Source organism: Streptomyces sp. VRA16 Mangrove soil, from assembly GCF_017377775.1.
Lineage (GTDB): Bacteria > Actinomycetota > Actinomycetes > Streptomycetales > Streptomycetaceae > Streptomyces.
On record NZ_JAFVLN010000012.1, the window covers coordinates 267,766 to 288,522 of the forward strand.

Sequence of the window (20,757 nt, forward strand, 5' to 3'; positions counted from 1 at the left end):
CCGGGAGTTACGCGGACGGGCTCGCCGATGGGCTCGTGGAGTCGGTCGGTGTCGCGGAGGAGCCGTCGCTCGGGGCCGCGGTCACCTTCAGTTCGACGGTGAGCGTGCCGCCGCCCGTCGTGTTGATGCGCAGCAGGAACGTGCCGGTCGCGTCGTCCGCGTACATCTTCGGCAGTTCCAGCAGGCCGTCCTTGTCGGTCTTGAGGCCGGTGAGGGTGCGCATCGTCTTGCCGTCCGCGTCCTTGAAGTAGGGGCCCGTCGTCGCCTCGGTCGCGTCGTCCGCCGACTTGATGAGGGTGGCGGTCGCCGCGACGCCGTCGGCGACCGCGCCCTTGTACGTCGCCTTCACCTTCACGGTGTCGTCGAACGTACCGCCCGCGACGCAGCTGAGCTCCGTGTCGGTGGTGCGCGCCAGGGTGTCGGCGGCGCGTGCGGTGACGGTCGCCTTGTAGTCGAGGCCGGACAGCGAGCGGCCGACGACGACGGCGCGGACCGTGAAGCCGCCGGTCTGCTCGCCCGCGGTGAGCTTGGGCGCGGTGGCCGTGCCACTGCTGTTCGTGGTGACGACGGCGCTGGTGGCGTCGCCGGCGAAGCGGGCGTCCGTCTCGCCGATGAGCGTGAAGCGGATCTTGACCTCGCCGACGCCCTTGCCCGCCTTGTCCCTGGCGCGGACCTGGACCTGCTCGCCGAAGGTGTCGCCGGCCATCGCGCTGAGCGTGCCGGTGCCGGCGTCGGACAGCTTGGTGACGGAGTCGGTCGGGCTGGTGGGCTCCGACGGGGTGGGGCTCGGCGAACTGCCGCCCGTATTCCCGCCGCCGGAACCGGAGCCGGAACCGCCCGAGCCACTCGACCCGCCGGAGCCGCCTGAGCCGCTGGTGTCGCCCGGGGACGGGCTCGGCTTCGGCGACGAACCGGAGCCACCGCTGCCGCTGCCGCTGCCGCCGCTGCTGGGGTACTTGGGCAGCACGCCGGTGCCGTCGGGGACCTCGTAGGTGCCCTTGCGGTAGTACTCCAGCCAGGCCAGGACCTTGGCGAGGTAGTCCGAGGAGTTGTTGTAGCTGAGGATCGCCTTGTTCAGATCGCTCGCGTTCGACAGGTCCCAGCCGTTGCGGCACAGGTAGTGGCCGGCGGCGAGGGCGGCGTCGTAGACGTTGTTGGGGTCCTTCTTGCCGTCGCCGTTGCCGTCGCGGCCCGCCCACTCCCAGGTGGAGGGGATGAACTGCATGGGGCCGACGGCGCGGTCGTGGACCGTGTCGCCGTCGAAGAGGCCGCCGTCGGTGTCGGTGATCTTCGCGAAGCCGTTGCCGTCGAGGGGAGGGCCGGTGATCTGGTGCTTCGTGTCGCCGTTCGCGTACACGTCACCGCCGTTGGCCTGGCCCGACTCGACCTTGCCGATCGCCGCGAGCAGCTGCCACGGCAGATTGCAGCCGGGCTTGGACGTGGCCAGCTCGGCCTCGGCCTTCTTGTACGCGTCCAGGACGGTGGCCGGGAGGCCGGCCTGGGCGGCCCCGGTGCCGCCGCCCGAACCGGGCGTGGCGGTCGGCGCGTCGGTCGGGCTGTTCAGATCCGGCAGGTCCGTGTAGTAGTCGGGGCCCGACGCCTGGTCCGGGGTGTCACCGGAGTCCGAGCGGTCCGCGGCCGACCGGCCACCGTCCGCCTGAGGCGCCGTCACTCCCGGGGCCTGGGACGCGGAGAGAGCCGCCACCGCCGCGGCGGCGACCGCGGCCGTGATCACACCTCTGCGCAGCCTCTTGCCGAAAACCGCCGCCATGCCGCGAACCCCTCCCGATCGCCCGTCCCAGCTCTGCGTGCGTCCGGTCCGCCCCGGTTCCGGAGCATCTCGTCACACGCCGCACGCTCCCCAGCGCACGACCCCGCCGACCCTACGACAACTTCCGCCGCACAGACAGCCGTTCGTGCCCGGTATTAACCGATTGATCAGATACGCGTTGCCGTACGCTTTCTCGCTCGGACGTTCGTGTTCCGATGCGGTCCGTGCGGCCGCGCCCCATCGTGTGCCTCGTCGTGTGCCCTGCGGTGTGCCCTGCCATGTGCCCTGCCGTGTGCCCCGTCGTGTGCCCCGTCGTTCCGGAGGGAACCCTTGCCGTTCACCATCAGCCATGCCGCGGCGGTGCTGCCGTTCGTGCGGCGGGACGGTTCGGGGCGGGGGCGGCTGGTGCCGTCGCTGCTCGTGGCCGGGTCGTTCGCGCCGGACGTCACCTACTTCGCGGCGAGCGCGATCCCCGGCGCCATGGAGTTCGGCACATTCACGCACTCCTTCGCCGGGGTGTGCACGGTGGACGTGCTGTTCGCGGCCGGTCTGGTGGCGTTGTGGCGGCTGGTGCGCGAGCCGGTGCTCGCGCTGCTGCCGGGGCGGGCGCGCGGCCGGGTGTGGTCACTGGTGCGGGGCCGTCCCGCACCGGGCGTGCCGTGGCTGTGGTGGTACGTCTCCGCGGTGCTCGGCGCGGTCACGCACGTGGTGTGGGACGCGTTCACGCACCACGGCCGGTGGGGCGTGCGCCTGGTACCGGTGCTCGGCCAGGACGTGGCCGGGTCACCGCTCTACTGGTACGCGCAGTACGGGACTTCGGCGCTCGCGCTCGTCGTGACGGGGCTGTTCCTGTGGCGGTCGGTGCGCGCCGCGGCGGTGGCGGAAGGACTGCCGGCGCCCACCGCGGGACAACGGTGGCTGGCCCTGGCGCTGATCGGCGGCTGTGCGTGCGGCTGCGGGGCGGTGCGGGTGGCGCGCTGGCTGGCGTACGTGAAGGGGGAGGGCCTCGACTGGGCGCCGTGGGAGGTGGTGCCCGCCGTGTGCTTCGGGGCGGGCGCGGGACTGGTCGTCGGGGTCGTGGCGTACGCGGTGGCGGTCAGGGCGTGGCGAGGCCCTGCAGCCCGTACGGACCCGGGAGTTCGGGAGCGTCCGGCGGCACCGAGCCGTCCGGGATCTCGCTGATCTCCTCCGGCGGGGTCAGCCCCAGACCTGCGGCGCGGCCCTTGTTGAGGGCGCGGTGGACGGCCTGGGCGACCCGCTCGACGGTGCGCACCCCGTACTTCATGGACGGGTTGTCGTGGCTGAGCACGGCGATGCGGTAGGAGCGTCCCGCGCCGGTGAACGCGCCGATGCTGTGGATGCGCCAGCCGTGCGTGGCCCGCGGCAGCCAGCCGTTCTTGAGGTGGGCGCGCAGACCGCGCGGCATTCCGGCGGGCACGCCCCAGCGCTGGTTCTTCTGCACCTCGCTCATCAGCTTCAGTCCGTACGCGCGTGAGCCGGCCGACAGGAACGAGCGCGGGCCGGTGAGCGCCGCGAGCAGCCGCATCTGGTCGGCGGCCGTGGTGCGGGTCAGGCCCCAGTAGCCGTAGGGGCCGAGGCTGGTGCGGGTGGTGCCGGCGCGGTGCAGGGTCGCGGCGAGGTAGGGATGGCCGAGGTCGTTCCACAGGCGGCTGGCGGCGGTGTTGTCCGAACTGCGGATCATGGGGCGGACGTTGCCGCGCTCCCAACGGGTCAGCGGGCGGTCCCGGTTCTCGGCCCTGCGCAGCGTGGCCTCCATCATCAGGACCTTCACGATGGACGCCGAGTCGTAGCGGGTGGCCGGCGCGAGCGTGCAGTCGACCTTGGTGCGGTCGTCGTGGACGGCGAGCGAGACGGTGCCGCGGCGGTGGGCGAGGGCGGCCCTGATGTCCCGGGCCAGCTGCTTCGCGAGCGCCGGGTGCTTGGGGGCCCGGCAGGTGGGGGTGCGGTCGGCCGCGGCGGCGGTGGGGGTGGCCGTCAGGAGCGCGGTGACGGCGGCGAGGGCAGCCAGGGTGATACGCATTGGCCCATCGTGCGGGGCCACTGCGTGGGGGTGCGCGGTGTGGGGGCCGATCGGGGGGCCGGGTCCACGCCCGAGCGCCGCTTTTCCTGGGGGGCGGTGCGGGGGTGGGGGCCCGGTGGGGCCCGGTGGGACCGGTGGGACCGGTGGGACCGGTGGGACCGGTGGGACCGGTGGGACCGGTGGGACCGGTGGAGCCGGTGGAGCCGGTGGAGCCGGAGGAGCCGGAGGAGCCGGAGAAGCCGGAGAAGCCGGAGAAGCCGGAGGAGCCGGAGGAGCCGGAGGAGCCGGAGGAGCCGGAGGAGCCGGAGGAGCCGGAGGAGCCGGAGGAGCCGGAGGAGCCGGAGGAGCCGGAGGGGCCGGAGGGGCCGGGGGGCCCGGTGGGGGTTGGGCGCGCAGTTCCCCGCGCCCCTCGCTCGCGCAGGAGAAGCTGCGCGCAGCGCATGCTTCAGGGGCGCGGGGAACTGCGCGCCCAGCCACGACGCACCCCACCCCCGGCGACGAACCCCCCGCCCGCGCAGACGCACCCCCCGAAAAAACGGGGCGGCACCCAAGGTGCCGCCCCGCTGAGACGTCCCGCCCGCCGGAGGCTAGTGCGCCGCGGACTCCCAGTCGGTCCCCAGGCCCACCGAAACATCCAGCGGCGCCCGGAGGGCAACCGCTCCGGCCATCTCCCGCCGCACGATCTCCTCCGCGGCGGCGGCCTCCCCGGGCGCGATCTCCAGCACGATTTCGTCGTGCACCTGGAGCAGCATCCGGGACGTGAGCCCGGCCTCGGTGAGCGCCTTGTCGACGTTGAGCATCGCGATCTTCACGATGTCAGCGGCGGTGCCCTGGATCGGCGCGTTGAGCGCCATGCGCTCGGCCATCTCGCGGCGCTGCCGGTTGTCCGAGTTCAGGTCGGGCAGATAGCGGCGGCGCCCGAGCATCGTCTCCGTGTATCCGGTGGCCCGCGCCTCGTCGACGACCCGGCGCAGATAGTCGCGTACGCCGCCGAACCGCTCGAAGTAGGTGTCCATCAGGCCGCGGGCCTCGCCCGGGTCGATGTTCAGCTGACCGGAGAGACCGAACGCCGACAGGCCGTAGGCCAGCCCGTACGACATGGCCTTGATCTTGCGGCGCATCTCGGCGTCGACCTGGTCCCGCTCCACGCCGAACACCTGGGAGGCGACCGTGGTGTGCAGGTCCTCGCCGGAGGTGAACGCCTCGATGAGGCCGGCGTCCTCCGACAGGTGCGCCATGACACGCAGCTCGATCTGGCTGTAGTCGGCGGTCATCAGGGTCTCGAAGCCCTCGCCGACCACGAACCCGCGGCGGATGGCGCGGCCCTCGTCGGTGCGCACCGGGATGTTCTGCAGGTTCGGGTCCGTCGACGACAGGCGCCCCGTCGCGGCCACCGTCTGGTTGAACGTGGTGTGGATGCGGCCGTCGGCGGCGACGGTCTTGATCAGGCCCTCGACGGTGACGCGGAGCTTGGCCTGCTCACGGTGGCGCAGCATGATCACGGGCAGTTCGTGGTCGGTCTGCGTGGCGAGCCAGGCGAGCGCGTCCGCGTCCGTCGTGTACCCGGTCTTGGTCTTCTTCGTCTTGGGCAGGTCCAGCTCGCCGAAGAAGACCTCCTGGAGCTGCTTCGGCGAGCCGAGGTTGAATTCGTGCCCGACCGAGGCGTGGGCCTCCTTGACCGCCTGCTGGACGGCGCCCGCGAACATCTGCTCCATGGACTGAAGGTGCGCGCGGTCGGCGGCGATGCCGTGCCGCTCCAGGCGGGCGAGCAGCGCGGAGGTGGGCAGCTCGATGTCCGTGAGGAGCTCGGCCGCGCCGACCTCCTTGAGCTTCTCGCCGAACGCCTCGCCGAGATCGAGGATGGCGCGGGCCTGCACCATGAGGGCGTCGGCCTCGGCCTGCTCGTCCTCCTCCGAGCCGAACGCGAGCTGCCCGTCGGCGGCGCCGGCCGGGGCGAGCTCGCGGCCCAGGTACTCCAGGGACAGCGCGTCGAGCGCGAAGGAACGGCGGCCCGGCTTGACCAGGTACGCGGCGAGCGCCGTGTCCATGGTGACGCCTTCGACGCGCCAGCCGTGCTCGGCGAAGACCCGCATGACGCCCTTGGCGTTGTGCATCACCTTCGGCTTCTTCGCGTCGGCGAGCCAGGCGGCGAACGCCTTCTCGTCGGCCTCGTCCATCGTCGCCGGGTCGAACCAGGCGGCCTCGCCACCGGCGGCGGCCAGCGCGACCTCGGTGACCGAGCCGGCACCGAGCGACCAGGTGTCGACGGAGGCGAGCCCGAGCACCGCCGTGCCGTGCTCGGTGAGCCACGGTGCGATCGCACCGGTGCCGAGCACCGTGCCGTCCACCTCCACGCCGGGCTCCGCCGGCGCCTCCTCGGCCTCGGCCGCGCCCGGGTCGACGGCGAACAGGCGCTCACGCAGCGACGGGTTACGGATCTCCAGGGTGTCCAGGATCATCGCGATCGCCGTACGGTCGTACGCCTGGCGCTCCAGGTCGGCGACCGTCCGGTCCAGCTCGACGTCGCGGACCATCTCGGTCAGGCGGCGGTTGAGCTTCACGGCCTCGATGTGGTCGCGGAAGTTCTGCCCGGCCTTGCCCTTGACCTCGTCGGCGCGCTCGACCAGCTCCGCGAACGAACCGAACTGGTTGATCCACTTCGCGGCGGTCTTCTCGCCGACGCCGGGGATGCCCGGCAGGTTGTCCGACGGGTCGCCGCGCAGCGCCGCGAAGTCGGGGTACTGGGACGGGGTGAGCCCGTACTTCTCCTGGACCTTCTCCGGCGTGAACCGGGTCAGCTCGGAGACGCCCTTCGTCGGGTAGAGCACGGTCACGTGGTCCGTGACGAGCTGGAAGGAGTCGCGGTCACCGGTCACGATGAGGACGTCGAAGCCCGCCTCCTCGGCCTGCGTGGCGAGCGTCGCGATGATGTCGTCGGCCTCGAAGCCGTCCACCGCGAACCGCGGCGTGTGCATCGCGTCGAGGAGCTCGCCAATCAGCTCGACCTGGCCCTTGAACTCGTCCGGGGTCTTCGACCGGTTCGCCTTGTACTCGGTGAACTCCTCGGAGCGCCACGTCTTGCGCGACACGTCGAACGCCACCGCGAAGTGCGTGGGCGCCTCGTCGCGCAGCGTGTTCGCCAGCATCGACGCGAATCCGTAGATCGCGTTCGTCGGCTGGCCCGACGCCGTCGTGAAGTTCTCCGCGGGCAGCGCGAAGAACGCGCGGTAGGCCAGCGAATGCCCGTCCATGAGCATCAGCCGGGGGCGCCCACCCGCACCGCTGTCCGTCGCCTTCGTCGCGGTTGTCTTCGCCGTTTTCGCTGCTTTTTCTGCCACGCCCCCGATCCTGCCAGACCCCACTGACACTCCGGTCCACGCGCCACCCGCCACGGCGTTGTCCGACCCCCGTGCGAGGATCGGAGACACAGCTCACAGCACCGCACAGCACGCTCGCAGGACAGGCTCGAAGGGGAGCACGACATGGCCAGCAAGCCGCCCGCATCGGACCCGGTGCAGGACGCGCCGCAGGTAGCGGCGCCCCAGCACCACGCCGCGGGGCTCCCCGCCGTCAAGCACTCGCTGAAGATCGCCCGTGAGCAGATGGGCGTGAAGCGCACCGCGCTGACGCTGCTGCGCGTCAACCAGAAGGACGGCTTCGACTGTCCCGGCTGCGCCTGGCCCGAGCCGGAGCACCGGCACGCGGCGGAGTTCTGTGAGAACGGGGCGAAGGCGGTCGCCGAGGAGGCCACCCTGCGCCGCGTCACCCCCGAGTTCTTCGCCGCGCACCCGGTGACCGACCTGGCGACGCGCTCGGGGTACTGGCTGGGCCAGCAGGGCCGCCTCACCCACCCCATGTATCTCGCCGAGGGCGCGTCCCACTACGAGCCGGTGACGTGGGAGCGGGCCTTCGACATCATCGGCGAGGAGCTGGAGGCGCTGGCCTCCCCCGACGAGGCGCTCTTCTACACGTCGGGCCGGACCAGCAACGAGGCGGCGTTCCTCTACCAGCTGTTCGCCCGCGAGTTCGGCACGAACAACCTGCCGGACTGCTCGAACATGTGCCACGAGTCGTCCGGTTCGGCGCTCACCGAGACGATCGGCATCGGCAAGGGCAGCGTCCTGCTCGAAGACCTCTACAAGGCGGACCTGATCATCGTGGCCGGGCAGAACCCGGGCACGAACCACCCGCGGATGCTCTCCGCCCTGGAGAAGGCGAAGGCGGGCGGCGCCCGCATCATCTCGGTGAATCCACTGCCCGAGGCCGGCCTGGAGAAGTTCAAGAACCCGCAGACCCCCAGGGGCCTCGCCAAGGGCGCCTCGCTCACCGATCTGTTCCTGCAGATCCGGCTCGGCGGCGACCAGGCCCTCTTCCGCCTGCTCAACAAGCTGATCCTCGGCACGCCGGGCGCCGTCGACGAGGGGTTCGTCGCCGAGCACACCCACGGCTTCGAGGAGTTCGCCGCGGCGGCCCGCACCGCCGACTGGACCGAGACCCTCAAGGCGACCGGCCTGTCCCGCGCCGACATCGAGCGCGCCCTGGAGATGGTCCTCGCCTCCAAGCGGACCGTCGTGTGCTGGGCGATGGGCCTGACCCAGCACAAGCACTCCGTGCCGACCATCCGCGAGGTGGTCAACTTCCTGCTGCTGCGCGGCAACATCGGCCGGCCCGGCGCGGGCGTCTGCCCGGTGCGCGGCCACAGCAACGTGCAGGGCGATCGCACCATGGGCATCTTCGAGCGGCCCGCGCCCGCGTTCCTCGACGCCCTGGAGAAGGAGTTCGACTTCGCGCCGCCGCGCGAGCACGGCCTCGACGTCGTCCGGGCCATCCGCGCGCTGCGCGACGGCGAGGCGAAGGTCTTCTTCGCCATGGGCGGCAACTTCGTCTCCGCGTCCCCCGACACCGACGTCACCGAAGCGGCGATGCGCCGCGCCCGCCTGACCGTCCACGTGTCGACGAAGATGAACCGCTCGCACACGGTGACCGGCGCCCGCGCCCTGATCCTGCCGACCCTCGGCCGCACCGAGCGCGACCTTCAGGGCAGCGGCGAGCAGTTCGTCACCGTCGAGGACTCCATGGGCATGGTGCACGCCTCCCGCGGCCGCCTGGAGCCCGCGAGCCGGCACCTGCTGTCCGAGCCCGCCATCGTGGCCCGCCTCGCCCGCCGCGTCCTCGGCCATGAGTCCCGTACGCCGTGGGAGGAGTTCGAGAAGGACTACGCGACGATCCGCGACCGCATCGCGCGCGTGGTCCCCGGCTTCGAGGACTTCAACAAGAAGGTCGCCGCCCCCGGCGGGTTCGCGCTGCCGCACGCCCCGCGCGACGAGCGCCGCTTCCCGACCGCCACCGGCAAGGCCAACTTCACGGCCGCGCCCGTCGAGTACCCACACCTGCCCGACGGGCGGCTGCTGCTCCAGACACTGCGCTCGCACGACCAGTACAACACCACCATCTACGGCCTCGACGACCGCTACCGCGGCATCAGGAACGGCCGCCGGGTGGTCCTCGTCAACGCCGAGGACGCCAAGGAGCTCGACCTCGCCGAGGGCCGTTACGTCGACCTCGTCAGCGAGTGGAGCGACGGGGTGGAGCGGCGCGCCCCCGGCTTCCGCGTCGTGCACTATCCGACGGCCCGCGGCTGCGCGGCCGCGTACTACCCGGAGACCAATGTCCTGGTGCCGCTGGACGCGACAGCGGACGTCAGCAACACCCCCGCCAGCAAGTCCGTCGTGGTGCGCCTGGAACAATCCGGAACCGACTGAGCGTTTGCTCAGTCACCCCATTCAGGAATGCAGACACGACGGACGGAGCAGGGCCCCATGGGCGAGCAGAACCACGTGAAGTTCCCACAAGAGGTCCTCGACGAGTACGCGGCCTACGGCATGGACCTGCCCGCCGTCTTCTCCGCGGGACACCTCGGCACCCGCATGGGCATCGAGATCAAGGAGGCGTCCGCGGACCGCGTCGTCGGCACCATGCCGGTCGAGGGCAACACCCAGCCCTACGGCCTGCTGCACGGCGGCGCCTCCGCCGTCCTCGCCGAGACGCTCGGCTCGGTCGGCTCGATGCTGCACGGCGGCATCCGCAAGGTCGCCGTCGGCGTCGACCTCAACTGCACGCACCACACCAGCGCCCGCTCCGGCCTCGTCACCGGCGTGGCCACCCCCGTGCACCGCGGCCGCACCACGGCCACGTACGAGGTCGTCATCACCGACGAGCAGGACAGGCGGGTCTGCACGGCCCGCCTGACCTGCCTGCTGAAGGACTCCCCGCTCATCGACCAGATGCCACCGGCAGCGTGAGCGAGCTGACCCCGGCGCGCACGGTCATCCGCGTGCCCGCCGGGTAGCGCAGCGTGTAGTCGTAATCGGTCGAGATCAGCACCACACCGAGCCGGTGCCCGGCCTTGAACACGTAGTCCTCCGGCTGCATGTCCCAGCGCAGCCGGTACTCACGCCCCTCGACCACCTTGGACTGACGCGCGTACGAGACCCGGTTGCGCGCGTCCAGCCAGCCCCGCGTCACGATCTTGAAGTCGGCGGTCTCGGTGGCGTGCTTCGAGCGGTACGCACAACCCGTCTCACCCGACATACCCGGCACCGCCTGCCCGTAGCAGACCTGCTGCGACGTGTCGGTGACCGTGCCCGACGTGGCGCGGGTGTCCCGCCCGTAGTCGACGAGCAGCGCGGTCACGTACGGCGACGAACCCGCCAGCGAAGCGCGCACATCGACCGACGGGACACCGTTGAGACGGACGTCCTCGTCCAGGACACCCGTCGTGTACGCGAGCCGGTTCGGGTTCGCCGCGTCCGGCGACGTCACCAGCTGCTCGGCGGGGACCGTACGGCCCGCGTCCGTCAGCGACTGCACCGTGGCCGGACCCCCGGCCGTGCCCAGCGAACCGTCGGCGCGCAGCCGCAGCGTCTTGTCCCGTGTCCCGGCCGCGGGCCAGTCCGACTGCTGCTTCCAGCTGAAGTCGGCCTGCTCCACATCGACTTGAGGCTCGTCCAGGACACCGTTGTCGATGCCGTAGAGCCAGTAGTCGAACCAGTGATGGACCTGGCGCAGCCACTCCTCCATGCGCAGCGGCATCGGATTGGCGTGCCCCGCCTGGTGCAGCCACAGCTTGCGCGGCACATGGTTCTTCTTCAGCGCCTCCCACAACTGTCCCGCGTTCTTCGTCTTCACGTTCCAGTCGTTGAGGCCGTGCACCACGAAGACACCGGCCTTGATCTTGCCGACGTCCTTGATGTAGTCCCGCTCGTCCCAGTACGCCGACCAGTCACCGGTCACCCGGTCCTGATCACGCTCCAAAGAGTCCAGGACCGGCTTGCAGATCTCCTGGTCGGCGCGCGAATACACGTACCGCGCAAGGACGTCGGTGTCCTCACCCTGATACGTGCCCGGCGCCACGACCCCGCCATTGGCGCGGTAGTAGTCGTACCAGGAGGAGATCCCCGAGATCGGCACGATCGCCTTCAGGCCCTTCACACCGGTGGTGGCGACCGCCGTCGGCAGGGTGCCGTTGTAGGAGATGCCCATCATCGCGGCGTTCCCGGTCGACCAGTCGGCCCGCACCGGATTCCCGTCCAGGTCCCAGCCCTTGGCGCGGCCGCCCAGCCAGTCGACCGCGGCCTTCGCGCCCAGCGTCTCGTTGCGGCCCCCGGACGTCGGACAGCCGGTGGAGCCACCCGTACCGAGACTGTCGACCTGCGCCACCGCATAGCCGCGCGGCAGGAAGTAGTTGTCGTAGTAGCCGGAGTAAGCGACCGCCGGGCCCGTCAACCCGGGCTTCCCGGCGGCCGGTTGGGCCCGCGCGCCGGTCAGCGGCAGACCGTCCTCGTCGAGATCCACACCGTGGTTGGGGACATCGTTGCCACCCGCCCAGTACGGGCTCGCCTCGATGATCGTGGCGACCTTCAGACGCGCCGTGTCCGTCTCCTTCGGACGCAGGATCCGCATCCTGACGGTGTCACGCTTCCCGTCACCGTCACTGTCGACCTCCGTCTGGATGTCGACCTGCTGATAGACGGCGTCCGCCCGGGAGAACACCGGTTGCGTCTCACCACCGGACACCTCCGGCCGGGCCTGCTCGGGTCCCTGCCCCGCCGCGTACGCGGCCGGGGCCGCCAGCGCCATGACCAGCGCGCCGGCCGCGGCGAGGACCAGCCCGCCACGGGGTCTGCGTCTGCCGGGAACACCGGGTGTACGTACGAATATCGCCATCGTGCCTCCTGGGCGCGGTAAAGGAGTTCACTCGCGGGACACAGGTATTGCACAGGGTCACCCGGCGACGCGCCAGATGCCCTCACCAACCTTCCTGCTCCGCACCGGCGTTGGCGGAACCACCGCCTCCGGCTTACCTTCCCGACATGACCGGCATCGGCCCCGTCGAGCCGTACGAACCGGACGACACCCTCTCGCCCGCCCCAGCCGCGACCCCGGACGTCATGACCGCCGGAGCCGCCAACCCCCGTACCCTGCGCGAGCGTTGGGCCGTCCTGCCGCCCTGGGGCAGGCACGCGGCACTGGCCGCCGTCGCCGCGGGCACCGTCACGGCCCTCGCACTCGCCCTGCGCCCCACACCGACCGCCCCCACCCTCTCCCCCTGGCCCTCACAGGTGACATACCTGCACTACAAAGGCCACGACGCCACCCCCGACAGCTACCGGTTCCTCATCCGCGTACAAGAGGGAAAGCCCGTCACCATCAGCCAACTCACCCTCCCCTTCGCCGAGTTCCGCACCACCACCGCACCCCGGCTGCCACTGACCGTGAAGGCGCACGACCCCGCCTCGATCACCGTACGAATCCGCATCCGCGAGTGCCCGCACCCGCCGCGCCGCATCGACCTGCCCCACCTCGACCTCGTGATCCGCAACGACCGGGCACAGCAACAGCACAGTTTCCTCTTCGGCGGCACCTTCCCCACCGACCTGGCACGCCAACTCCACGCCGCCTGCGCCCGGTCGGCAGCCCCCGCAAGCCCTTCCGGGCAGCCGGCCGCCCTCACGCATCGGTAACACACCGTTACCTGCGCCGAAACACAGCAATGCACCGCATCACGAACTCCGCATCACCCCCACAGGACACCCCGCCGTCCCGGACCGCCCGCCCGCACCCCACCCCGTAAGGACCAAGATCACTTCAAGTTCCTTAGCGGAACAGGGTGTTCTTGCCACGCATCCACCCGGCGGACCCCACCCAAAAGCCTCAATCGCCCCTACCGCTCCCCCGCACGCGCACCCCGGCATAACAAGAGCGTCACAGCCTCTCCCACCCAGTGCCCCACTCCCCCACCTGCGCTTATAGTCACGGCCAGTCACCGCGCCGCCGGGCGCGTCTGCTGCACGGCCCTGTACAACCCCAGTACGGCCCGGCGAGACACACGGCCCCCGACCCCGGGAGCCGCGCCAGGGAGAGGAATGATCGTGCGACACCGTTCTTTGCTCATACTCACCACAGCACTCGCCACCGGAGCGCTGACCCTCACCGCCTGCGGTTCCCGGGACGACAACGGCGACAAGGGCAGCGACAGCGGCGGCAACACCACGCTGACCATCGGCGTCGACGCACCCCTCTCCGGTGAGAACTCCACCACCGGTCTCGGCATCCAGTACGGCTCCAAGATCGCCGTGGACGACGCCAACAAGAACAAGACCGTCGAAGGTGTCACCTTCAAGATCAAGGCCCTCGACGACAAGGCCCAGCCCGCCACCGGACAGCAGAACGCCACGGCACTCGTCGGCGACAAGTCCGTCGTCGGCGTCGTCGGCCCGCTCAACTCCGGTGTCGCCCAGTCCATGCAGCAGGTCTTCGCCTCCGCCAACCTGGTCGAGATCTCGCCGTCCAACACGGACCCGTCCCTCACCCAGGGCAAGGACTGGCAGAGCGGCACGAAGAAGCGCGCCTACAAGACGTACTTCCGCACCGCCACCACCGACGCCCTCCAGGGCGGCTTCGCCGCCGACTACGCCGTCAACGCCCTCAAGAAGAAGAAGGCGTTCGTCGTCGACGACAAGCAGACCTACGGCGCCGGCCTCGCCCGCATCTTCAAGGAGCAGTTCGTCAAGGCGGGCGGCAAGGCCGTCGGCACCGACCACATCAACACCGGCGACAAGGACTTCGCGGCCCTCGTCTCCAAGATCAAGTCGTCCAAGGCCGACATCCTCTACTACGGCGGCCAGTACGACGAGTCCCAGCTGATCACCAAGCAGCTCAAGGAAGCCGGCGTCAAGATCCCGCTGTTCGGCGGCGACGGCATGTTCGCCACCACCTACATCGAGACCGCCGGCAAGGCCGCCGAAGGCGACCTCGCCACCTCCGTCGGCGTCCCCGTCGACACCCTCCCCGCCGCCAAGGCCTTCGTCCAGGAGTACAAGTCCAAGGGCTACAAGGGCGACTACGGCGCCTACGGCGGCTACTCCTACGACGCCACCACCGCCATCATCAAGGCAGTGAAGGCCGTCAAGGACGCCAACGGCGGCAAGCTCCCCACCGGCGACGCACTCCGCTCCAAGGTCGTCGAAGAAGTCCAGAAGTCCAACTTCGACGGCATCACCGGCAAGGTCTCCTTCGACGAGTACGGCGACACCGGCAACAAGCAGCTCACCGTCTACCAGGTCACCAACGGCGCCTGGAAGGCCGTCAAGACCGGCACGTACGAAGAGAACTGACCCGGCCTCAGCCGGTCAGCTGATCCACGACCCAAGGCACCACACGGGCCGCGCGGCAGGACGACCCCCACCGCGCGGCCCGTTCTCACACCACCACCCAGCACCCCACGGGTGCACACCGACCACCAGCGACATGGAGGCCACGCGGTGAACACCCTGCCGCAGCAGCTGGCCAACGGGCTGCTCCTCGGCTCGATGTACGGGCTGATCGCCATCGGCTACACGATGGTGTACGGCATCGTCCAGCTCATCAACTTCGCGCACGGCGAGATCTTCATGACCGGAGCGTTCGGCGCGCTCACGGTCTCACTGATCCTTCCCTCCGGCACCTCGATGTGGATCCTGCTGCCCCTCATGCTGATCGGCGGCGGCCTCGTCGCCGTCCTCATAGCAGTGGGAGCGGAACGGTTCGCCTACCGACCACTGCGCGGAGCCCCACGCCTGGCACCGCTCATCACCGCCATCGGCCTCTCCCTCGCCCTCCAGGAAGTCGTCCGCAACTTCTACCCCGGAGCCGACCGCGCCCGCTCCTTCCCCGGCATCGGCGGCTCCCACGACCTGGGCAACATCACCATCCAGGACGGCGACATCTTCCTCATCATCGCCGCCGTCATCTGCATGGCCTCCCTCGCCCTCTTCGTCCGCCGCAGCCGCACCGGCCGCGCCATGCAAGCCACCGCCCAAGACCCCGACACCGCCCAGCTCATGGGCATCGACACCAACCGCATCATCGTCATCGCCTTCGCCATCGGCGGCTTCTTCGCCGCCGTCGCCGCCATCGCCTACGGCTTCAAATACGGCAGCATCGACTACCGCATGGGCTTCCTCATGGGCCTCAAAGCCTTCACCGCGGCCGTCCTCGGAGGCATCGGCAACATCTACGGCGCCATGCTCGGCGGGCTCGTCCTCGGCGTCGCCGAAACCATGGCCTCCGCCTACATCGACGGCATCCCCGGCATGCAACAACTCGGCGGCTCCACCTGGGCCAACGTCTGGGCCTTCTGCCTCCTCATCCTCGTCCTCCTGTTCAGGCCCCAAGGCCTGCTCGGCGAACGCGTCGCGGACAGGGCGTGACCACCATGACCAACACCACCGAAAACGCCATGCCCCAGAGCGACACCCCCACCCGCGGCCTCATCCCCCTCCCCGCCGCAGCGGCCCGCCCCCTCCTCGTCATCGGCGGCATCGCCACCGCCGCCTCCGCGTTCCTGGCCTGGACCTGGACCGCCAAATTCCCCGGCGACCTCACCATCACCGGCTACCCCGGCGGCCTCCAGTGGCTGACCCTCACCGCCGGCATCCTCGTCACCCTCGTCGGACTCGGCCACTACGGCGTCCCCGGCCTGCGCGCCCTCGCCCGAGACGGCAGCAACGCACCCGCCGCCCTCACCGCACTCGGCGCCTTCGGCACCACCTGGTTCACCGTCATCGCCATCGCCGCCAAGCTCGGCGGCCTCACCAACCTCGAACCAGGCGGCTGGATCGCCGCCGTCGCCTCCCTCCTCCCCCTCATCGGAGCCTTCTCACTCCCCCAGGCAGGAGCCGGCGAACACAGCGCCACAGACACCTTCCGCGCCTACCTCGCCAAGCCCGACGCCATCCCCCCGACGCCGCTGCCCACCCCCTGGATCCAGCGCCTCATCATCACCGCCGTCACCATCGTCGGCCTCTTCGTCTTCACCTACGGCATCGACACCGAGTACGGCGAACTCTTCATCGGCTACCTCATCGTCGTCGTCTTCGCCGTCTGGGCCCTGCACACCGCAGGCCTCATCGACCAGTTCTCCCGACTCGTCGCCAAGAACCGCAGCTTCACCCTCGCCATGGGCTTCGCCGCAGCCATCGCCTTCCCCTTCACCCAGACCGACGACCACTACGCCAACATCGGCGTCAACATCCTGATCTTCGGGACCGTCGCCCTCGGCCTCAACATCGTCGTCGGCCTCGCCGGACTCCTCGACCTCGGATACGTCGCCTTCCTCGGCGTCGGCGCCTACACCGCCGCCCTCGTCTCCGGCTCCGAGTTCTCCCGCTTCTCCGGCGTCCAGTTCCCCTTCTGGGCAGCAGCGTTGACCGGCGCCGCCGCCAGCCTCGTCTTCGGCGTCCTCATCGGCGCACCCACCCTGCGACTGCGCGGCGACTACCTCGCCATCGTCACCCTCGGCTTCGGAGAGATCTTCCGCATCGCCGTCAACAACATGGACGGCGACTCCGGACCCGACATCACCAACGGCCCCAACGGCATCCCGTCGATCCCCGACCTCCACATCCTCGGCATCGACTTCAGCCAGACCCACAACATCGCCGGCTTCACCCTCGGACGCTTCGCCAACTACTACCTCCTGATGGTCCTCATCATGGCGATCGTCGTCCTCGTCTACACCCGCGCCGCCGACTCCCGCATCGGCCGCAGCTGGATCGCCATCCGCGAAGACGAAACCGCCGCCACCGCCATGGGTATCAACGGCTTCCGCGTCAAACTCGTCGCCTTCGCCCTCGGCGCCTCCCTCGCGGGCCTCGCCGGCACCGTCAGCGCCCACGTCACCTACAGCGTCGTCCCCAACCCCTACCAGTTCGCGGGCTCCACACCCCCGAACTCGGCATTCCTCCTCGCCGCCGTCGTCCTCGGCGGCATGGGCACCGTCGCAGGCCCCATCCTCGGCGCAGCCCTCCTCTACCTGCTCCCCGAGAAGCTCGTCTTCCTCCAGGACAAGTCACTCCTCGCCTTCGGCATCGCACTCGTCCTCCTCATGCGGTTCCGCCCCGAAGGCATCATCGCCAACCGGCGCCGCCAACTCGAGTTCCACGAGACCGGCCAGCTCGACGTACCCGAACAAAGACTGCCCGACGCCGACGAACCGGCCACCACGAAGGCGGGGGCGTGACCACCATGACCAACACCGTCACCGACACCGTCCTCGAAGCAAGCGACGTCACCATGCGCTTCGGCGGCCTCACCGCCGTCCGCTCCGTCGACCTCACCGTCAACACCGGAGAGATCGTCGGCCTCATCGGCCCCAACGGCGCAGGCAAAACCACCTTCTTCAACTGCCTCACCGGCCTCTACGTCCCCACCGAAGGCAAGGTCGCCTACAAGGGCACGGTCCTCCCGCCCAAGCCCCACCTGGTGACCCAGGCCGGCATCGCCCGCACCTTCCAGAACATCCGCCTCTTCGCCAACATGACGGTCCTGGAAAACGTCCTCGTAGGCCGCCACACCCGCACCAAAGAAGGCCTCTGGTCAGCCCTCCTGCGCGGCCCCGGCTTCAAAAAGGCCGAACGCGCCAGCGAAGAACGCGCCATGGAACTCCTCGAGTTCATCGGCCTCGCCCACAAACGCGAACACCTCGCCCGCAACCTCCCCTACGGAGAACAGCGCAAGCTGGAGATCGCAAGGGCCCTCGCGAGCGAACCCGGCCTCCTGCTCCTCGACGAGCCCACCGCCGGCATGAACCCCCAGGAAACCCGCGCCACCGAAGAACTCGTCTTCGCCATCCGCGACAAGGGCACCGCCGTCCTCGTCATCGAGCACGACATGCGCTTCATCTTCAACCTCTGCGACCGCGTCGCCGTCCTCGTCCAAGGCGAAAAACTCGTCGAAGGCACCAGCGACGTCGTCCAGGGCGACGAACGCGTCATCGCCGCCTACCTCGGCACCCCCTTCGAAGGCGCTCCCGAGGACACCGCCATCGAAGAGATCCAGGCCGCGGAAGCCGCCGACGCAGCCGAAGGGAACGACCAGTGACCGCACTCCTCGAGGTCGAGAACCTCAAGGTCGCCTACGGCAAGATCGAAGCCGTCAAAGGCATCTCCTTCACCGTAGAAGAAGGCCAGGTCGTCACCCTCATCGGCACCAACGGCGCCGGAAAGACCACCACCCTCCGCACCCTCTCGGGACTCCTGAAGCCCCTCAGCGGCAAGATCACGTTCAACGGGCAGCCACTCAACAACGTCCCCGCGCACAAGATCGTCGCCATGGGCCTCGCCCACTCCCCCGAAGGCCGACGCATCTTCCCCCGCCTGACCATCGCCGAGAACCTCCAACTCGGAGCGTTCCTCCGCAAGGACACGGCAGGCATCGCGAAGGACATCCAGCGCGCCTACGACCTCTTCCCCATCCTGGGCGAACGCAGGAAGCAAGCAGCAGGCACCCTCTCCGGCGGCGAACAGCAGATGCTCGCCATGGGCCGCGCCCTCATGTCCCAGCCCAAACTCCTCATGCTCGACGAACCCTCCATGGGCCTCTCCCCGATCATGATGCAGAAGATCATGGCCACCATCGTCGAGCTGAAATCCCAAGGCACAACGATTCTGCTCGTCGAACAGAACGCCCAAGCGGCACTGTCCCTGGCGGACCAGGGCCACGTCATGGAAATCGGCTCCATCGCCCTCTCCGGCACCGGACAAGAACTCCTCCACGACGAATCCGTCCGCAAGGCATACCTCGGCGAGGACTGACCCCCTACACGAGTGAGGCCCGCACCCCCATCCGGGTGCGGGCCTCACTCACGTACACAAGCGAAAAGACAGGGCGAGCAATCAGCCCTTGTTCGCCTTCTTCTCCTCAGCGTCCTCGATGACCGCCTCGGCCACCTGCTGCATCGACAGCCGACGATCCATCGACGTCTTCTGAATCCAGCGGAACGCCGCCGGCTCCGTCAGCCCGTACTCCGTCTGCAGAATCGACTTCGCCCGGTCCACCAGCTTCCGCGTCTCCAGACGCTGAGTGAGGTCCGCGACCTCCTGCTCCAACGTCTTCAACTCGGTGAACCGCGACACGGCCATCTCGATCGCCGGCACCACATCGCTCTTCGAGAACGGCTTGACGAGATACGCCATCGCACCGGCATCCCGCGCCCGCTCGACCAGATCGCGCTGCGAGAACGCGGTCAGCATCAGCACCGGAGCGATCGACTCCTCGGCGATCTTCTCCGCCGCACTGATGCCATCCAGCTTCGGCATCTTCACATCGAGGATCACCAGGTCGGGCTTGTGCTCACGGGCCAGCTCAATGGCCTGCTCACCGTCACCGGCCTCACCCACGACGGTGTAGCCCTCTTCCTCGAGCATCTCTTTGAGGTCGAGGCGGATGAGGGCCTCGTCCTCCGCGATGACGACACGGGTCGTCAGCGGCGGGACGTGCGACTTGTCGTCATCGACGGGCTGGGGCGACTCGGGGGCGGTCACGGGGGCGCTCCTTGGTTATGCAGGGCGGGGGTACTGCTGACAAGAGCCTACCTAGCTGCGGTAAGGTGGTCGGGCAGCGGGTCGGGGTTAACCTACGATTCCGTGGGCCCCGGTAGCCCAATTGGCAGCAGGCAATGGATTCAAAACCCATACAGTGTCGGTTCGAGTCCGACCCGGGGCACTTTTCCTTCGATTCGAAGGTTAGACATCGGAAGCGGATGCTCACGTTCTCGTGAACATCCGCTTTTTGCTGCGTGTCGGACGGTATGACCTCACAGGCTGCCCATATGTATGACGTGGACACACGCAAACGCGCTCTGGCGCTGGTGGCACAGGGGCGCAGCCTGAACTCGGTAAGCAAGCAGACCGGCATCTCCCGGGCGGCCATCCGAAGCTGGCAGGTGCGCATCGAACCGCTCGGGTGGGACCGCGCGGCGGCGTGCCCCCGCTGCGAGGAAGTACCGCGACCTCCCGAGGATCCTGTCGCGTACTCGTATCTGCTCGGGCTCTACCTGGGCGACGGCTGCATCAGCTACCTCCGACGGAACACATACTTCCTCCGCATCGCCTGCGCCGACGCCTGGCCCGGTCTGATCACCCTGTGCGCCGAGGCCATGCAGGCCGTACGCCCCGCAAACAAGGTCTTCCGGGTGCAGCGCCAGGGCTGCCAGTCGGTCACCTGCTACAGCAACCACTGGCCCTGCCTCTTCCCTCAGCACGGCCCCGGGAAGAAGCACAACCGCAAGATCACCCTCGCCTTCTGGCAACAAGAGATCGTCGACGCCCACCCCTGGGCATTCATCCGCGGCCTGATCCACTCCGATGGTTGCCGCATCACGAACTGGACCGAGAAGACTGTCGGCGGCGAACGGAAACGATACGAGTACCCCCGGTACTTCTTCAGCAACAAGTCCGACGACATCCGCCAGCTCTTCACAGACACGCTCGACAAACTCGGCGTCGGCTGGAAGCAGTGTGCCCGAAACGGCAACGCGTTCAACATCTCGATCGCCCGGAAACAAGACGTAGCCCTGGTGGACGCCCACGTAGGCCCCAAGCACTGACCGCGCGCATGAGGCCGC

General features: G+C 69.4%; 15 protein-coding genes and 1 tRNA gene. 11 read left to right on the plus strand and 5 right to left on the minus strand.

All coding sequences use genetic code 11. The features are described from left to right. Positions 1 to 7: 7 nt before the first annotated feature. Positions 8 to 1,771 carry a lytic transglycosylase domain-containing protein gene (locus J3486_RS29705; RefSeq protein ID WP_207825775.1) on the minus strand — a complete coding sequence of 588 codons (1,764 nt, stop codon included), beginning with the start codon at positions 1,769 to 1,771 and terminating at the stop codon, positions 8 to 10. Between the two features lie 330 nt (positions 1,772 to 2,101). On the opposite strand from J3486_RS29705, the gene J3486_RS29710 reads away from it, so the two are divergent. Beyond that, positions 2,102 to 2,953 (plus strand): DUF4184 family protein, encoded by an 852-nt coding sequence (locus J3486_RS29710; RefSeq protein ID WP_207825777.1) that lies wholly within the window; start codon positions 2,102 to 2,104, stop codon positions 2,951 to 2,953. On the opposite strand, the gene J3486_RS29715 is transcribed toward J3486_RS29710, so the two are convergent. Both J3486_RS29715 and polA read right to left on the minus strand, forming a co-directional pair. Further along, positions 2,868 to 3,812: a serine hydrolase gene (locus J3486_RS29715; protein ID WP_207825779.1), complete on the minus strand. Its 945-nt coding sequence runs from the start codon at positions 3,810 to 3,812 to the stop codon at positions 2,868 to 2,870. The two genes, J3486_RS29710 and J3486_RS29715, sit on opposite strands and share 86 nt — an antisense overlap. Positions 3,813 to 4,399: 587 nt before the next feature. Continuing rightward, entirely contained in the window at positions 4,400 to 7,069 is a 2,670-nt protein-coding gene (gene polA / locus J3486_RS29725; protein ID WP_207825842.1) for a DNA polymerase I, read from the minus strand. A gap of 225 nt (positions 7,070 to 7,294) precedes the next feature. Here polA and J3486_RS29730 point away from each other — a divergent pair, with 225 nt between their 5' ends. Together J3486_RS29730 and J3486_RS29735 are read left to right on the plus strand one after the other, a co-directional pair. Then, positions 7,295 to 9,574, plus strand: a complete 2,280-nt coding sequence (locus tag J3486_RS29730) for an FdhF/YdeP family oxidoreductase (RefSeq protein ID WP_207825781.1) — start codon at positions 7,295 to 7,297, stop codon at positions 9,572 to 9,574. Positions 9,575 to 9,631: 57 nt separating this feature from the next. Further along, on the plus strand, positions 9,632 to 10,114 hold the full coding sequence (locus J3486_RS29735) for a PaaI family thioesterase (RefSeq protein WP_207825782.1): 483 nt from the start codon (positions 9,632 to 9,634) through the stop codon (positions 10,112 to 10,114). Here J3486_RS29735 and J3486_RS29740 read toward each other — a convergent pair. Further along, positions 10,086 to 12,038, minus strand: coding sequence for a Xaa-Pro dipeptidyl-peptidase (locus J3486_RS29740; RefSeq protein WP_207825783.1), 1,953 nt, complete (start codon positions 12,036 to 12,038; stop codon positions 10,086 to 10,088). The two genes, J3486_RS29735 and J3486_RS29740, sit on opposite strands and share 29 nt — an antisense overlap. Before the next feature lie 146 nt (positions 12,039 to 12,184). Here J3486_RS29740 and J3486_RS29745 point away from each other — a divergent pair, with 146 nt between their 5' ends. From J3486_RS29745 to J3486_RS29770, 6 genes are all read left to right on the plus strand, one after another. After that, positions 12,185 to 12,835 (plus strand): hypothetical protein, encoded by a 651-nt coding sequence (locus J3486_RS29745; protein ID WP_207825785.1) that lies wholly within the window; start codon positions 12,185 to 12,187, stop codon positions 12,833 to 12,835. 402 nt (positions 12,836 to 13,237) lie between these two features. After that, on the plus strand, positions 13,238 to 14,488 hold the full coding sequence (locus tag J3486_RS29750) for a branched-chain amino acid ABC transporter substrate-binding protein (protein WP_229378775.1): 1,251 nt from the start codon (positions 13,238 to 13,240) through the stop codon (positions 14,486 to 14,488). A 147-nt stretch (positions 14,489 to 14,635) separates the two neighbouring features. Further along, on the plus strand, positions 14,636 to 15,562 hold the full coding sequence (locus tag J3486_RS29755; protein WP_207825788.1) for a branched-chain amino acid ABC transporter permease: 927 nt from the start codon (positions 14,636 to 14,638) through the stop codon (positions 15,560 to 15,562). 5 nt (positions 15,563 to 15,567) lie between these two features. Beyond that, positions 15,568 to 17,373: a branched-chain amino acid ABC transporter permease gene (locus J3486_RS29760; RefSeq protein WP_207825846.1), complete on the plus strand. Its 1,806-nt coding sequence runs from the start codon at positions 15,568 to 15,570 to the stop codon at positions 17,371 to 17,373. Between the two features lie 5 nt (positions 17,374 to 17,378). Then, positions 17,379 to 18,233 (plus strand): ABC transporter ATP-binding protein, encoded by an 855-nt coding sequence (locus tag J3486_RS29765; protein WP_207825847.1) that lies wholly within the window; start codon positions 17,379 to 17,381, stop codon positions 18,231 to 18,233. Beyond that, on the plus strand, positions 18,230 to 18,946 hold the full coding sequence (locus J3486_RS29770; protein ID WP_207825790.1) for an ABC transporter ATP-binding protein: 717 nt from the start codon (positions 18,230 to 18,232) through the stop codon (positions 18,944 to 18,946). Before J3486_RS29765 ends, J3486_RS29770 begins: the two co-directional genes overlap by 4 nt. A gap of 81 nt (positions 18,947 to 19,027) precedes the next feature. On the opposite strand, the gene J3486_RS29775 is transcribed toward J3486_RS29770, so the two are convergent. Continuing rightward, the gene (locus J3486_RS29775) at positions 19,028 to 19,675 is read right to left on the minus strand and encodes an ANTAR domain-containing response regulator (RefSeq protein WP_207825792.1); all 648 of its coding nucleotides are present in this window, start codon (positions 19,673 to 19,675) and stop codon (positions 19,028 to 19,030) included. Between the two features lie 106 nt (positions 19,676 to 19,781). On the opposite strand from J3486_RS29775, the gene J3486_RS29780 reads away from it, so the two are divergent. Next, positions 19,782 to 19,856: transfer RNA gene (locus tag J3486_RS29780), tRNA-Leu, on the plus strand. Positions 19,857 to 19,962: 106 nt separating this feature from the next. Then, the gene (locus tag J3486_RS29785; RefSeq protein WP_207825794.1) at positions 19,963 to 20,739 is read left to right on the plus strand and encodes a helix-turn-helix domain-containing protein; all 777 of its coding nucleotides are present in this window, start codon (positions 19,963 to 19,965) and stop codon (positions 20,737 to 20,739) included. Positions 20,740 to 20,757 lie beyond the last annotated feature (18 nt).